Raw genomic sequence first — 14816 nt, 5'->3', positions numbered from 1 at the left:
TTCGGAATCTGGGCTCATAACCTCAGAAGAGCAGCCCAAATGGCCAAATAAGCAACGATTAACGGATACAGTTACACGGTAGCCCCCTGAGATTCACCACAATGAGATGCTTCTGCCAAAAAACGATTTTTTCAGGAGTAACTAGCTATCCTCGACCCACTCGGCGTTAGCTATCGCTGTGCCGAGTGGGGTCCCCTTCTTCGCCGGGCGGGGCCCCGAACACTTTTCTAGCGGCTGTATGGGATGTCCAAATTGATAAATTCTTATACACTAAAAAAAGCCGAACATTCGGCTCTTTTTAGCATTTTACCACTGATACTTACTTCCGAATACCGTTGCTTCCCCCGAACAGGATGCACCTGCCAGCCGCACCAGGAAAGGCCGCTCCCCGCGCTTTGCCAATGCTTCAGCCGTCACGCCCTGACCGTGCGGGCTGCACAGGAGAATGTTTCCGCCGGGGCAATGAAGCAATCGGCACCTTGCCTGCAGACGCTGATCTTCATAGAGATCGCCGGCACAGAGCCCGAACCATTCCTGCCAGCGTTCAGCCGTATCCTCCAAGTCAGCTACGGCCCATGCGATCCGATCTATCCGCCGTGCTCCGTTGGGATGGGCGGCAATGACGTCGCGGGAGGTCAAATCCATTCGTCTCTCCTCGTCGCTCTGCTCCCACTGGATGAAAAACGGCAGCGGATGCTGCACGTCATCACTCTTGGCAAACAACATGCTCCAGCGAATGATGGAGCCATCCACCCGCTGGCGGCTGCCCGGTACGGGACCGATTACGTTCAAGCCGTTTTGCTTCAAATGTTCGGCCAGGCGTTCGATTTCCCTCGTTCGCAGCGCAATCTGTCCCAGTCCTTCTCCGCTTTGGGGAAGGTCGCGAACCAGCTGCTGAATCAGCGGGTTTTCGGAGCGCTCTGCCGTTTCCGAGTGTTCCACAGCGAGAAATTCCACGTAGCTTACATCAAAGTAGCAGAGGCTATTGTACGTCCCCCAGCCTTCGTGGCGTCCTCCCGCCACCGCGTGAAAACCCATCCGGCGCATCTCCTCTGCCGCCTCCAGCGGGGATCTGCGCAAAAAATGTACGAGATGATCAAAAGCGAGTGACATTGCCTTTCCTCCTTGCCATCATAAGCGTACGTGTGTGCCTGCGCCCAGTTGTTTGGCTTTTTCGTAAACGGCTCGCGCCACCATCGTGTCCAGGTAGGCGATGCCGACCGACTTGTAGAGTGTAATCTCTTCAGCCCGCTCCCGTCCCGGCTTGCGCCCCGACAGAATGTCACCCAGCTCGGCGTGCAGTTGGTCTATCGACCATTCCCCCCGCTCGATGGGCATGAGTAAATCGCCTGCCTCGTGTAAAGCCCCTTCCAGCGTATCTACCACTACCTTGCTGCTTCGTTTCAAGGCAGTCACGTCAAACTCCTGCATGTGCGGCTGATACGCGCCGATTGCGTTTACGTGTGAGCCCGGCCGCAAACGTTCGCCGTCAAACAGCGGTTCGGTCGATTTCGTGCTGCAGACCACGATGTCAGCCGAGTCCACCGCCTGATTGGCGTCTGATGCAATCTCTATGGATCCCTTCCAGTCCGGATAGAGGGTGTGAATCTCTTCCGCCAATTTGTACGCTCGTTCTTTCGTCCGGTTGTAGAGAGTAAGACGCTTGATGTCGCGCACCTCCATCACCGCTTGAACCTGCCCCACCGCCTGCGCTCCGCACCCAAGCACTGCGCAGCTGTCCGCGTCTTCCCTGGCCAGAAGCTTGGTTGCAACTCCGCTGCTCGCACCCGTACGGAACACCGTCAGATAGGTAGCGTCCATCAGCGCAACGTGCCGACCGGTCTTTGCTTCCGTCAGCAGCGTGACCCCCTGCAAAGAAGGCAGCCCCTTCTCCTGGTTGTGGGGAAAGATACTTACCACCTTAACCGCCGTATACTCGACCGCCTCAATGTACGACGGCATGTAGAGCGTGGTCGCTCCATGCTTCTCATGCGGAACGGATGTGCGAACCGGAGTCTCTGTTTTGCCTTCGGCAGCAAAGCGAAAGGCCGCCTCCACATCCTGCAGGCACTCCTTCATTGTATACAGCTTTTGAATTTCCTCTCTGGACAATACCAGCATGCCCTCTCCCACCTTTCTTTTACCCACCCGCCATAGCTAGGCTCCACCCACCCGACTATAGCTTACGCTGCGTCGGGTGGGGCCCGGTATGTGAGCGGGACCCCATTTGCTTCGCCGGGCGGTGCCCCTAACTCCTGCTATGAAGTGAATTTTTTCAATAAAAAAAGCTTCGATTGAAGCCCTCTCGAAGAAGCTGGTTCTTCGTTAGAGGAAACTTTTTATGCGTTCCGGAAAGTTTATTTCAGGGCGCTTTCACACGGTGAAGCCCTTAAACTTTCCTACACGATAAAGAAAAGAATCGCACGCGGCGATGCATGCGATTCCGGAAAACCTTTACAAGTTGGCGTCCTTGGTTTCACGGGTAGCGGAAATCGCGATCAGCGAGATGACACCGGTCAAGATGATGTACAGCGCCACCGGTACCCAGGAGTTGTTGTAGGCGCTCAGCAGGGCTGTCGCAATCAGCGGAGCCGTTCCTCCGGCAATCGCTGCGCCCAGCTGGTAGCCGACCGTTACACCGGTGTAGCGTACCTGCGTACTGAAAATTTCCGAGAACAGTGTTCCCAGTACGGCCGTTACAGGAGCCCAGAGAATACCCAGAGCGATGACGGTCGCCACGGTGAGCCACACGGCCGATTTCAGTGAAAGCAGGTAAAAGTACGGGAAGGCAAACAGCATCATCGCAATGGTGCCGCCAATGTATAGCGGCTTGCGTCCAATTTTATCGGACCACTTGCCCATAAACGGAATCACGATGGTGGTAACCAGTGTTGCCATGGTGACGGCATTGAGGGCTGTCACTTTGTCATAGCCGAGATATTTTGTGGCATATGCGATGACGAACGTCGAGAAGATGTAGAACGGACCTGTTTCCACCACTTTGGCTCCAATCGCGATCAGCACGGACTTCCAGTGGTAACGGAACGTGTCGACCAGTGGAACCTTGGCGATATGGCCGGTTTGCTTCGCCTCCTGAAACGCAGGGGTTTCATCGATGCCATTGCGGATCCACAGACCGATAAACACGAGAATGGCACTCAGAATAAACGGTACGCGCCAGCCCCAGGAGAGGAATTGGTCTTCCGGCAGCAGGCTCATCAACGAGACGGAGAGGGTACCGAGCAGCATCCCGATGGTGACGCCCATCTGCGGTACACTGCCGTAGAAACCGCGCTCGTTCTTGCCCGAGTATTCCACCGCCAAGAGCAGGGCGCCGCCCCACTCGCCGCCGATCCCCAATCCCTGAATCAAACGCAGGATAAACAGCAGGATCGGGGCCCAGATGCCGATGGTGCTATAGTCCGGCAACAAGCCGATCAGCACGGTTGCCGTTCCCATCAGGGAGAGCGTCAGCACGAGTGTTTTTTTGCGGCCAATTTTGTCACCGATATGGCTGAAGAAGATTCCCCCCAATGGACGAATGAAAAAAGTCAGAGAAAAGGACAGGTATGAAAGCAGTAACCCTACGACGGGGTCCGTATTGGGGAAAAACAACTTGTTAAACACCAAAGATGCCATTGTCCCGTAGAGAAAATAGTCGAACCATTCGATGGAGCTGCCGATCAGGCTGGCCACCAACGCTTTGGTTCCGGTTTGTTTGGAAACCGCCACTTGAGCCATAAAATCCTCCTTATCAAATTTACATATTTTTACGAAATGTTAACGCTTACTTAACAGAAAAGTCAATATAAAAACGTAAAGAACGGGATTATGGGAGCATCTGCTCTATCTCTTTTTCCAACTCGCGGCGATGACGCCGAGCTTGATCCGGACTCCACTTGCACTTCACCTGCATGAAAGCGAGGACGGGCTCCTTCCAGCGTTTGGCCCACCCGAGGTCAAACAACAGGCTGCTGGTGCGGCGCAGGAAGTAATCAACCGGCGTCACCACCATCTCCGCTTCCATGCCGTAGACCAGCGAGGCAAACACCTCCAGCGAAAGTTGATGGGCAGCCGCTTCTTTTCCCCGTGTCCGCAGGATCTCAAACAGGTGATCCGCGTTCCCTCCGTACCGTTTTACGAGGCGTTCCGCTTGTTCTTGTGAGAGACCAAGCGCCATTCCTTCAGCCGTCTTTTTTGGGACAAATCCGGCAAAACCTTTGGACCCGCCCACTTTCCCGCCAGACAGCGCGATTTTGTCTGTCGTGCATTTGGCAGATACGCCGAGGTTTTTGGCAGCGATGTTGACCACTTTCTCGGCCATTTTGCGATAGCCGGTCAGTTTTCCCCCGGCGATGCTAATCAGGCCGGTCGGCGAGAAAAAGATTTCGTCTTTTCGCGAAATCTCGGAAGCCGATTTGCCTGCTTCGTAAATCAACGGGCGAATGCCGGCCCAGCTTGCTTCCATATCTTCCGCCTTGATCGCCAAATCAGGGAACATGAAGTCAATGGCCGCCAGCAGGTAGTCACGGTCTTCCGCCGTCATGACGGGATGGGCGAGATCTCCTGTGTAGTGAGTATCGGTGGTGCCCACGTAGGTTTTCCTTCCCCGTGGAATGGCAAAAGCCATCCGGCCGTCCGGGGTGTCAAAATAGATCGCCTGCCTCAGCGGAAAGCGCTTCTGGTCGAAGACGATGTGCACCCCCTTGGTATGGTACAGCTGTTTCCCCTGTTTCGAGCCGTCCTTTTCCCGCAATTGATCCACCCAGGGACCGGTCGCGTTGATGATCTGTTTGGCAAAAATCTCGAAGGTACGGCCATTGGTCATATCCTTGGCGAGCACGCCGATTGCCCTGCCGTTTTTATACAGAAAATCCTCCGCCTTGACATAGTTGACCGCGAGCGCCCCTCTGTCAGCCGCTTCCTTGATCGTTTCCAGCGTCAAGCGCGCGTCGTCTGTTTTGTACTCCACGTAATAGCCGCCCGCCTTCAGCTTATCCCGGCGCAGAAGCGGCTCTTTTGTCAGCGTAGCCGCCCGGTTCAGCATCTTCCGCCGTTCGCTTCGTTTGACCCCGGCTAGCAGATCGTACAGGTAAAGCCCGAGGGACGTGGAAACCCGACCGTAGGTGCCGCCTTCAATCAACGGCAGCAGCATCCATTCCGGTTGGGTTACATGGGGCGCGTTTTCATATACGATGGAGCGCTCTTTTCCCACTTTGGCCACCAGGCGGAATTCCAGTTGTTTCAGATATCGCAAGCCTCCGTGAATCAGCTTGGTTGAGCGAGAACTGGTACCGGCCGCAAAGTCCTGCATCTCCATGAGACCTGTTTGGATTCCACGCACCTGCGCGTCCAGGGCAATGCCCGCTCCGGTAATTCCTCCGCCGACAACCAGCAGATCGAGTTGTTGGTTCTGCAGCCGGGCAATCTGTTGTTCACGATTCATGGTGATCACTCCTGTCAGTATCACAGCTTCCCGATTATGTAAAGGCCATTGCCGCCGTTACTGCTTTTTTCCAGCCTGCGTAGAGCCTTTCGCGCTGCTCGTCGCCCATCTGAACGTCAAATGCGCGTTCCACTTCCCAGTTGTCGGCGATCTCCTGTTTGTCTTTCCAGAAGCCGATGGCAAGACCGGCCAGATAGGCAGCGCCCAAAGCGGTCGTCTCGTTTACTTTCGGACGGTCAACCGGAACGCCCAGCAGGTCGCTTTGGAACTGCATGAGGAAATTGTTCATCACAGCGCCGCCGTCCACACGCAGTTTTTTCAAGCGTATACCGGAGTCAGCTTCCATCGCCGTCAGGACGTCTTTCGTCTGGTACGCAAGCGCTTCCAGCGTGGCGCGGACAAAATGCTCCTTGCTCGTTCCCCGCGTCAGGCCGAAAATCGCGCCTCGTACATCGCTGTCCCAATACGGTGTGCCCAATCCCACAAAGGCCGGCACGACATAGACCCCATCGGACGATTCCACGGCCGTCGCATAGCGCTCACTGTCGGACGCGCTTTTCAGCATGCGCAGTCCGTCACGCAGCCACTGGATGGCGGAACCCGCAACGAAAATGCTTCCCTCCAGGGCGTACTCCACTTTTCCCTCTAGGCCCCAGGCGATGGTCGTCAAGAGGCCGTGTTCGGAGCGAACCGCTTTTTCACCGGTGTTCATCAGCATGAAGCAGCCGGTTCCATACGTGTTCTTCGCCATGCCCTCTTCGAAGCACGCCTGACCGAACAGTGCCGCCTGCTGATCCCCAGCCGCCCCGGAAATCGGCACCGCTTCGCCGAAGAACAGGTCCTCTTCCGTGTACGCGTAGACCTCAGAGCTGGAGCGGACTTCGGGCAGCATGGTTTTCGGCACGGTCAGGTGCTCGAGGAGTTCGTCGTCCCACTTCAGTTCGTAGATGTTGTACAGGAGCGTCCGCGAGGCATTGGTATAATCGGTGACGTGCGCCTTTCCGCCTGACAGCTTCCAGATCAACCATGTATCCATGGTGCCGAACAAAAGGTCGCCTCGTTCTGCTCTCTCCCGCACCCCTGCCACGTTGTCGAGAATCCACTTCACTTTTGTGCCGGAGAAGTAGGCGTCAATCAAGAGACCGGTTTTCCTGCGGAACCGTTCGTTCAATCCTTTCCCTTTCAACTGCTCGCAGATTTCTGCCGTTTGACGGGACTGCCAGACGATAGCGTTGTAAACCGGCAAACCCGTGTGTTTGTCCCACACCATTGTCGTCTCCCGCTGGTTGGCGATCCCGATCGCTGCAACTTCCCTGGCGGAGATGTTGTGGCTGGCCAGCACTTCGCCGATGACGCCGACAACGGAACTCCAGATCTCCATCCCGTCGTGCTCCACCCAGCCCGGCTTGGGGAAAATCTGTGTAAACTCCTTTTGGGCGATCCTCACAATGTTTCCTTCCCGATTGAAGAGAATGGCCCGTGAACTGGTCGTACCCTGGTCTATGGCCATGACATACTGTTTCCCCAAGTTACCTCTCTCCTTCATTTTTATAAGGTTTGACCAGATCGGCAAAAAAAGCCGCCACGTCTCCCACGTATGAGACAGATGGGCACGTGAATACACATGTAATATACCATTTTTTCACATAGTGGAAGGGAGGTTTTCACATGAATCCGCGCGAACCCATTGATTCGGTCCGGTTTGCCAAAGCCCCGCGCAGCGATTTCACGATCATGGAAGGAGGACTCTATGAGAGTCGCGATTGTAGGTGTTGGCGGAGTTGGACAAGTAAGCGCCTGCGAAGTGGTGAAAAAGGGTTACGTGACAAAGCTGGTCCTGGCTGATATCTCCATCGGACCGGCGGAAGAGCTGGCCGCGGAGCTTCGGCGGGAAACGGACGCCGAAATAAAGGTCAGGCGCGTGGACGCGGGTGACGTTGCCAGCGTGCAGTCCATCCTGGGCGACATTGACGTACTGCTGCACATCGGACTGCCGGAAAACAACTTTCAGGTCATGAAGGCTTGCCTCCATACCAAAACGAACTACATTGATACCGCATCGAGCGGACCGGTCTGGCTCCGAAAACAATTGGCATGGAACGATGCGTTTCAAGCGGCGGGCATTCTGGGCATCATGGGGCTGGGGTGCGATCCCGGTTTCTCCAACATCGCCGCCCGCTATGCCGTTGACCAGTTGGATGAAGTGGATGCCATTCTCATCAGGGATGGGGACAATTCCATTGTCGACTACGACGGTTTTTGCTCCTATTTCAGCCCGCAAACCGCCATTCAGGAATGTTTGGCGAAACCCAATTACTGGACGCAAGACTTGGGAGAACAGTATTTCCCGACGCCTTTTGCCAACAAGGAAGAGTTTGAATTCCCCGAGCCGATCGGTTGGCTCGACTGTTACAACGTGGAACATGAAGAAGCGACGACCCTGGGCGAGACGATCGGTATAGCCAAAGGGTGCAAATACGTCGACTTCAAATACGCGCTGCACCCCAATTTTGTCAATACCCTGCAGGTGCTGCGCCACCTGGGACTCGACAGCGATGAAGAAATTCTTGTGAAAGGCGTGAAAGTGGCACCGCGCGACGTCGTCGTGACGACGATGCCGAAACCGGCCGATCTGGCGGGCAAAATCCACGGATATTCCTGCGTGGGAGCGCTGGTAAAAGGGCGCAAGGACAACAAGCGAAAAGAACTTTACGTCTACACCATGGCCAATCATGACGAGGTGTTCGAACAGACCGAATTTCAGGCAACCATTTGGCAGACAGGGATCCCGCCGGTCGTCGCGGTGGATATGATGGCGGAGGGATTGCTGACCATGACGGGCTGCATCCCGCCCGAACTGATCGATCCGATCCCGTTTTTGGAACGGCTGAAGGCACGCGGGATGGCCTGGCACGTGATTGAAAAGACATCACCTCTCCTGTAGCTGAGGTAGGACGTAATTCAGATAGACTTAGCAAGTGGGGAGAAAAACATTTCTAATCTTCGCTAGTCGCTACGCCTAGAAATATTTTCCTCCTCGTAACCGGATCTCTCTTGCGAGCAATCGTCAGAGGGTGTCCTCTAAAGTAGTCTTATCTACTTTCGGGACACCCTCTTTTCACTGTATTCCCTTGAGCCGGCTTGCTGTCGGTTTCCCCAATCCCAACGAAGCGGGGATTCCCGCTGCTGCAAACCCTAACAGGATGGCAAACAGGATGCGGTAGTCGACCAAGAGGCTGACCAGTACGGTAGCGATTATCCCGCCCAGATAGCGGGAGGTGGAAAAAATACCGGAGGCGATGCCGGACATCTCTTTCGGTACGGCCTGCAGCGAAGCGGCCTGCATGGGAGCGGAACCGATTCCGCAGCCGATTCCGCCGATCACCATGGCCAACACCCTATAGGAATACGACGGTACCCAATACATTCCCCAAAACGCTATCAGCCCCGCTGCCGTGACGATAAAGGAGAGCATGACCGCCTGCCGCGGCCCCACCCGGTCGGAAAAATATCCGCCGATCCAGGAAGACAGGGACATGGACAGCGAGAAGAGGAACAGCAGAAAGCCGATCGTCTGCATGGATAGCCCAAATTCCCTTTGCATCAGGATCGGCATGACCAGGATTGTGCTGTACATGATGCCGTTGCCCAACAAAATCGATACATTGGCACTGGTAAACATGCCGTTTTTAAACAAATCAAACTGGATTAACGGCGACTCGCACTTCTTCTCCTGCCGGATAAATAACCATATGGCCAAAAGCAGAAGAGCAATCGTACCGACATGCAGCCATTCGGGATGGGTGACCAGCAAGATCAGCGTGACCAGGCTGACAGCCAGCAGGATGCAGCCGTACACATCCAGGGATGACGTGGTCTTGCTCTTCACTTTGGGAAGGGCAGCAAAGGAGGCCATCACAGAGACCAGGGCAAACGGGATGTTCACCCAAAAAATCGAGGGCCATCCCCAGTGGCTGATGAGAAAAGCGCCTGCCAGCGGACCGAGGGCCGCCCCGATTCCCATGGACAATCCAAACAGGCCAAGCGTTCTTCCCAACTTCTCTTTCGGCGTGACATAGCGAACAACTGCGCTCGCGTTGGGGGCAGCCAGAGCGCCGCCCATCGCCTGAATCGCCCGGCAACCAATCAGCCAGAACAGATTCATGGAAAAGATGGCCGCTGCCGACGCTCCCAAAAAGAGCGACATGCCAAGCAAGAACATCTTGCGGTTGCCGTACAGATCGCCAAGCTTGCCAGCGATCGGCTGCACCACGGCCATTACGATCAGATAGACGGTGACTACCCAGGAAACAAGGGGCAGGCTGCTGTGTAAAGACTCCGTAATAGTGGGTAGCCCGACCGCGATCATCGTAGAATTGACAGGGATCAGAAAAGTCCCTGCCAGAATCGAAAGCAGCACGATCCCGTACCTACTTTTCTCCAAAGGTAACAACCCCGTTGGAGCCGTCCACCGTCACGACGTCTCCATCCCGCAAAATGGCGGTGGCTACCTTCGTTCCCACCACAGACGGAAGCTTGTATTCGCGTGCGACTGTGGCGGCATGGGAAAGAATTCCGCCCGCATCCGTCACCACCGCGCCGGCCACGGAAAAAAGCACCGTCCACGGCGGAGTCGTCGTCTTGCAGACCAGTACGTCCCCTTTTTCGATCTTGGCAAAATCCTCCGGCCCGCGAACCACTTTCACCACGCCCGTATACACACCTTGAGAAGCCCCATATCCCGCAAATTTCCGCTCTGATTCATTCACTTCCGGAGTCTTGGAGCCGAACACCCGCTCCAGCATCGGGTCGTTCGGGACTCCTTGCGGCGGCGTCCCGTAGAAGGGAGGAACTTGTTTTCGCTTGTTTGCTTCATGTTCTTCCCTGCGCTGTTTCACCTTGTCATATAGGTACACCGGTTGGCTCAATGCCTGCATCAATTCATCGAGATAAAGGAAAAAGATGTCTTCCCCTTGCCTGAACACATCCTGCTCCGCCAGCATTTCTCCAACATGAAGCAGGAACAGGCGGGCTTTCGCCGGCAGCATGGCATCGATGTAGAAGTGGTGATCCTCATCCAATCCCCATGAATCCAACGCATCTTGGTGGAGCTGGATGAAAGCTTTCTTCCCCTCCCCTTCCGGCATACGGGCCAAGACCTGACGCACCTTCGCTTCCCGCTCTGCAACCGTCTGCGCGAATTCCTGGTCGAAATTGAATTCTTTTTCGATGTAGGCGGAGATGATGGCCAGCGCATGGGCGGGGTTTTCCACCCAGGTCTCCTCCACAAATTCATGCGAGTTGGCCGTGCGATAGCCGTATTCTTCCAGAAACGCGTACAGTTCTGAGAGAAACGCTCTCCCTTCCTCACTCCTCGTGAGATGCTCCGCGAGTTCTGCAGCCGGCACCGCAGAAAAGAGAGGAGCGAGCGCCGCTGACTGCTGTACCTGTACAGCCAGCTTCCACAGAGCTTGATCCGTCTCCAGAGTCTTGTTCATTACGCCGGTCAGCAGACGATAGACAGCCGTCGTTTCGGGATCCTGGGCAAGCTGGCCGTACGATTGCTCAAGCGCCATGGAAATCGATCCACGGGGAATCACAATCTCAAAATGAAGCTGCCATGCCCGCTGGTAAAATTGGAACAGCTCCGCCACGTTTTCCCGCGCTTCCGCCAAGGTGAGCGGCTGGCTGCGCCACTGTTCGAGCCGAGCGTAAAACGGCATGAATTCACTCTCCACATAGTCGAGCATACGCGGCTTTAACCGAGGCAGTAACGGCTCCACGATGGCTTGATGTTCTTTTACGCGCTGCTCCAAGTTTCCCTCATGGAGCAGCGTCGCTTGATAGATTCTCCCGTCGGACAACTTCATCACAAATTGACTGATCGGCATTTTCAGATTTTCAAATGCGATCTTCGTCCCCTCTGTCATCGCCGGCAGTTGAAACGAAGCAAACAGAGGGCTGACAGCATGGGCCAGATGGACGTCGTCCTGCACCCAAAAACCGGTTTGCTTCTCCTCTTCGCTCAAGCAGATCCTGCTTTGGAAGTTTGCCAGATCCATGTTCACGCTTCCCCCTTAGGTCGTAATCGGTCTTGCTTGCAGGATGTAGATTTGTCCGTCCTTGACGGCAAATTCGAGATCGACGGGATACCGGAACAGCGCTTCGATGGATAGCGCCTCTTTTGCCAGCGACGATACCTGTTCGTCGGTAAGGGAAAAGCGCTGCTGCTCTTCGCTCGCGGTCTGCACCGTTTTCGTCTCCCTGCTGTCCGCTACCACTTTCACTTCCTTTCCCCCCAGCTCCTTGTGAATCTGCAGGCTCTTTCTGTCTACAAAAAACGCATCCGGCGTAACCAGTCCGGACACAATCGCTTCTCCCAAACCGTAACTTGCATTGAGTACCAATTCATTTTGGTTCCCGCTCACCGGATTGACGCTGAAAATGACGCCCGATACGTCGGGAAAAATCATCTGCTGCACCAAGACCGCCATCGGAACAGACCCGATGCGATTGTTTCTTCGGGAAACATACTGCTTTACACTCGGAGAGAACAGCGAACTCCAGCAAAGTTTCACGCTGTCAAGCAAATGGGGAAGATCGGTTACGTTCAAAATGGTTTCGTATTGTCCGGCGAAGGAAGCATCCGGCAAATCTTCCGCGGAGGAAGAGGATCGGACAGCGACGGATAATTTGGGAGCGAAACGGCGGAGCGCCTCTAATGAAACGGCGATCTGCTCGTGAATTGCTTCCGGGATCTTCGCTTGGAGGATCTTCTGCGGAAAATGCGCTTCTTCCGTAATTGCTGACAAATTGTTTTCAGCCCAAAAAGTTTCGAACGCGGTGCTCGTGATGACAAAGCCAGAAGGGATGCGGATATTTTCTGCCAGCAGAGCTGCCAGGTGCAGGGCTTTTGACCCGATTCGCATCCTTTGTTCATGCCGGGCGGCTTCCAGCGTGACAATATACAAGTCGTCCACTTCCTCAGGTAAAATGAACAAAAAATGAACAGAAAATTTACCAATAATTCATCATATACAGCCTGCTGCGGAATATGCCGTCCATACCGTGACAGCAAAAAAATTAGACCCTGTCCGGGTCTGTTTCAACGATACTGATACTCCCTGGTGAGCGGCAGGGCATTGTTCACCCCTTTTGAGAAAAGGAGCTGGTGGATGCTGAGGCTCCCCAAGCGGAATGATGCCGCACTCGATTGCAAATAAAGCCTCCACATCCGAACGAAGCGCTCGTCAAACATGCTTTGGACGCTGTCCCGACGGCTTTCAAAACGCTCCGACCAACAGTCCAGCGTTTTCGCATAATGCATGCTCAAGTTCTCTACATCAAGAAGATGGAAACGGTATTCCGGCAGTAATGAGACGATTTCTCTCAGGGAAGGGATGTATCCGCCAGGGAAAATGTATGTTTCAATCCAGGGATCAGCCGGCTCTTCTTTTTGATGCGTAATCGTGTGCAATAGCGCCAGCCCTTTGTCTTTCAGCAGGACTTCCACTGCCTTCATGAACAGGGGATAGTTTTCCTTCCCCACGTGCTCGAACATGCCTACGCTCGATATTTTATCGAATGTCTCCTGAGTATCTGCCTGTTCCCGATAATCGATCAGCTGCACCTCCACCCTTTCGTTAAGGCCAAGGGCAGCAATCCGTTCCTTCGTTTTTTTATACTGCTCCTCACTTACTGTGACCCCTTTTGCTTTTACACCGTATTGCTGGGCAGCGCGTATGATCAGCCATCCCCAACCGCTGCCGATGTCGAGCAGTTTTTCTCCGGGACGAAGCTGAAGCTTTTTCAGGACGTGATCGATTTTCTGAAGCTGGGCTTTCTCCAGCGAATCATCTTCCTGATGAAAATACGCGCAGGAATAGCTCATGGTCTCATCCAACCAGAGTCGGTAAAACTCGTTGCCTAAATCATAGTGGTGCCGGACATCTTCTTTTTGCTTGCGCAGGGAAGTCAGTTTGGGCAGCCTGGAGATGGTTTCGCTCCATAACTTGTCTTTATTTGAATAAGCAGCGGCAATCACATCCTCAATCTTGCCCTGAATCTCGATGATGCCATCCATGTACGCCTCGCCAAAGGATAGAACCGGGTTCTTCAGAAAATCTGCAACCGACACTTTCTGTGTAAACTTGATGGTAAATTCGGGATCACCTTCGCCATAAGCTTCTGTCGTGTTGTCCCAATACGCAACCTGAAACGATTTATGTGTAAATCCCTGAAAATACTGTTGAAAAAAGAATTTTTGCATCCGTTTCGTTCCCTCCTCTCCTGTATCATATTGGGCAATCCAGTCATTCGTGCCGTTCATCTGATCGCGATAAAAAAAGCTTCGATTGAAGCCCTCTCGAAGAAGCTGGTTCTTCGTTAGAGGAAACTTTTTATGCGTTCCGGAAAGTTTATTTCAGGACGCTTTCACACGGTGAAGCCCTTAAACTTTCCTACACGATAAGAAAACCCACCCGGCATTAGCTATTCTCACCCCACTCGGCGGTAGCTATCGCTGAGCCGAGTGGGGTCCCTTTTTTCGCCGGGCGGGGCCCCGAACACTTTCCTAGTGGCTGTATGGGATGTCCAAATTTATAAATTCTTATAAAAAACCTCCCACGTAGACGAATCTACATGAGAGGACTCACTCCACATCAGTCCTGCAAAGGCTGCGCGTTGTAGCTGCTGCCCGTCCAGTCGGTCAGCTCGCTGATCGCCTTCCACAAAACCGGATAAAATTCATAGCGAACGCCTTTTTGCAGCGCCTGAGCCGGCACTCCTTTCAGGCTGTTGGTCTCGAGGCCGATCATTCGGCGAACCAGTTGGAGATGCTGGTAACGGAAGCTCTGGAAGCTTTCGTCAAACTGAATCATCTGCTGCATCAACTGGTACAACTCGATATTTTCCTGCGGCTTTTGGTGAACGGCAAGCGGCGTCCGTTTTTGCGCGCTCAGCAGCTGTTCAAACGGCTCCCACAAGGTCGGTCCCGCCTGCAGAATCTGGTTGAATCCGGGAGAATCCTGCCCGCTGCCTCGGCCAAGTGCCAGACGGATCGTATGATAGTCGATCGGGCTGATCACCTTCACCATGTTGAACACTTCCGGCAAGTGTTTGAGGTGCATGTTGACCCGTCTCAACTGATTCGCGGCTCCTTGCGCGTCGCCTGCCAGCATCTGCCGTTTGGCTATCCCTAAGTACTGGATGATCAGCTTGAAATGCAGTTCGGCAATCTGGTGAATCATCTGGAAAGTCAGCTCGTCTTCGCAAGCCAGATGCCCCTCTTCCTTTTGCAATGCCAAAAGTTCTTCCGTGCGAATGTATTTTTCATAATCGGTCAGTTGTTTTTTTTCCATAATCTCTCCCT

General features: G+C 54.1%; 11 protein-coding genes. 1 reads left to right on the top strand and 10 read right to left on the bottom strand.

Annotated features, from left to right (window positions below; translation table 11 throughout):
• Window positions 1–306: 306 nt before the first annotated feature.
• The 5 genes from ACE99V_RS14540 to glpK form a co-directional block, all read right to left on the bottom strand.
• On the bottom strand, window positions 307–1113 hold the full coding sequence (locus tag ACE99V_RS14540; protein ID WP_400491928.1) for a VOC family protein: 807 nt from the start codon (window positions 1111–1113) through the stop codon (window positions 307–309).
• Window positions 1114–1131: 18 nt separating this feature from the next.
• Entirely contained in the window at window positions 1132–2121 is a 990-nt protein-coding gene (locus ACE99V_RS14535; RefSeq protein WP_400491926.1) for an ornithine cyclodeaminase family protein, read from the bottom strand.
• A gap of 333 nt (window positions 2122–2454) precedes the next feature.
• Complete coding sequence (locus ACE99V_RS14530; protein ID WP_400491924.1) at window positions 2455–3741, bottom strand: MFS transporter; 1287 nt, start codon at window positions 3739–3741, stop codon at window positions 2455–2457.
• A gap of 88 nt (window positions 3742–3829) precedes the next feature.
• Window positions 3830–5446 (bottom strand): glycerol-3-phosphate dehydrogenase/oxidase, encoded by a 1617-nt coding sequence (locus ACE99V_RS14525; RefSeq protein WP_400491922.1) that lies wholly within the window; start codon window positions 5444–5446, stop codon window positions 3830–3832.
• A gap of 34 nt (window positions 5447–5480) precedes the next feature.
• Complete coding sequence (glpK, locus tag ACE99V_RS14520) at window positions 5481–6956, bottom strand: glycerol kinase GlpK (RefSeq protein ID WP_400491933.1); 1476 nt, start codon at window positions 6954–6956, stop codon at window positions 5481–5483.
• Between the two features lie 240 nt (window positions 6957–7196).
• Here glpK and ACE99V_RS14515 point away from each other — a divergent pair, with 240 nt between their 5' ends.
• A complete protein-coding gene (locus tag ACE99V_RS14515) occupies window positions 7197–8390 on the top strand; it encodes a saccharopine dehydrogenase family protein (protein WP_400491920.1) in 1194 nt (397 codons plus the stop codon).
• Window positions 8391–8564: 174 nt separating this feature from the next.
• Here the strand turns inward: ACE99V_RS14515 and ACE99V_RS14510 are convergent, their stop codons facing one another.
• From ACE99V_RS14510 to ACE99V_RS14490, 5 genes are all read right to left on the bottom strand, one after another.
• Window positions 8565–9890 (bottom strand): MFS transporter, encoded by a 1326-nt coding sequence (locus ACE99V_RS14510; protein ID WP_400491918.1) that lies wholly within the window; start codon window positions 9888–9890, stop codon window positions 8565–8567.
• On the bottom strand, window positions 9877–11508 hold the full coding sequence (locus tag ACE99V_RS14505) for a PEP-utilizing enzyme (RefSeq protein WP_400491916.1): 1632 nt from the start codon (window positions 11506–11508) through the stop codon (window positions 9877–9879). Before ACE99V_RS14505 ends, ACE99V_RS14510 begins: the two co-directional genes overlap by 14 nt.
• Before the next feature lie 15 nt (window positions 11509–11523).
• Window positions 11524–12417, bottom strand: coding sequence for a PEP/pyruvate-binding domain-containing protein (locus ACE99V_RS14500; RefSeq protein WP_400491914.1), 894 nt, complete (start codon window positions 12415–12417; stop codon window positions 11524–11526).
• 134 nt (window positions 12418–12551) lie between these two features.
• The gene (locus ACE99V_RS14495) at window positions 12552–13715 is read right to left on the bottom strand and encodes a class I SAM-dependent methyltransferase (RefSeq protein ID WP_400491912.1); all 1164 of its coding nucleotides are present in this window, start codon (window positions 13713–13715) and stop codon (window positions 12552–12554) included.
• Between the two features lie 391 nt (window positions 13716–14106).
• Window positions 14107–14805 carry a tryptophan 2,3-dioxygenase family protein gene (locus ACE99V_RS14490; protein WP_400491910.1) on the bottom strand — a complete coding sequence of 233 codons (699 nt, stop codon included), beginning with the start codon at window positions 14803–14805 and terminating at the stop codon, window positions 14107–14109.
• Between the last annotated feature and the right edge of the window lie 11 nt (window positions 14806–14816).

It is taken from the genome of Brevibacillus soli, assembly GCF_044759095.2.
Taxonomy (GTDB): Bacteria; Bacillota; Bacilli; order Brevibacillales; family Brevibacillaceae; genus JBIYSM02.
This window is presented reverse-complemented; position numbering and strand designations above follow the sequence as displayed.

Coding starts and splice junctions, on each gene's coding strand:
- ACE99V_RS14540 (WP_400491928.1), bottom strand. CDS start 1,113: ATGTCACTCGCTTTTGATCATCTCGTACATTTTTTGCGCAGATCCCCG.
- ACE99V_RS14535 (WP_400491926.1), bottom strand. CDS start 2,121: ATGCTGGTATTGTCCAGAGAGGAAATTCAAAAGCTGTATACAATGAAG.
- ACE99V_RS14530 (WP_400491924.1), bottom strand. CDS start 3,741: ATGGCTCAAGTGGCGGTTTCCAAACAAACCGGAACCAAAGCGTTGGTG.
- ACE99V_RS14525 (WP_400491922.1), bottom strand. CDS start 5,446: ATGAATCGTGAACAACAGATTGCCCGGCTGCAGAACCAACAACTCGAT.
- glpK (WP_400491933.1), bottom strand. CDS start 6,956: ATGGCCATAGACCAGGGTACGACCAGTTCACGGGCCATTCTCTTCAAT.
- ACE99V_RS14515 (WP_400491920.1), top strand. CDS start 7,197: ATGAGAGTCGCGATTGTAGGTGTTGGCGGAGTTGGACAAGTAAGCGCC.
- ACE99V_RS14505 (WP_400491916.1), bottom strand. CDS start 11,508: ATGGATCTGGCAAACTTCCAAAGCAGGATCTGCTTGAGCGAAGAGGAG.
- ACE99V_RS14495 (WP_400491912.1), bottom strand. CDS start 13,715: ATGCAAAAATTCTTTTTTCAACAGTATTTTCAGGGATTTACACATAAA.
- ACE99V_RS14490 (WP_400491910.1), bottom strand. CDS start 14,805: ATGGAAAAAAAACAACTGACCGATTATGAAAAATACATTCGCACGGAA.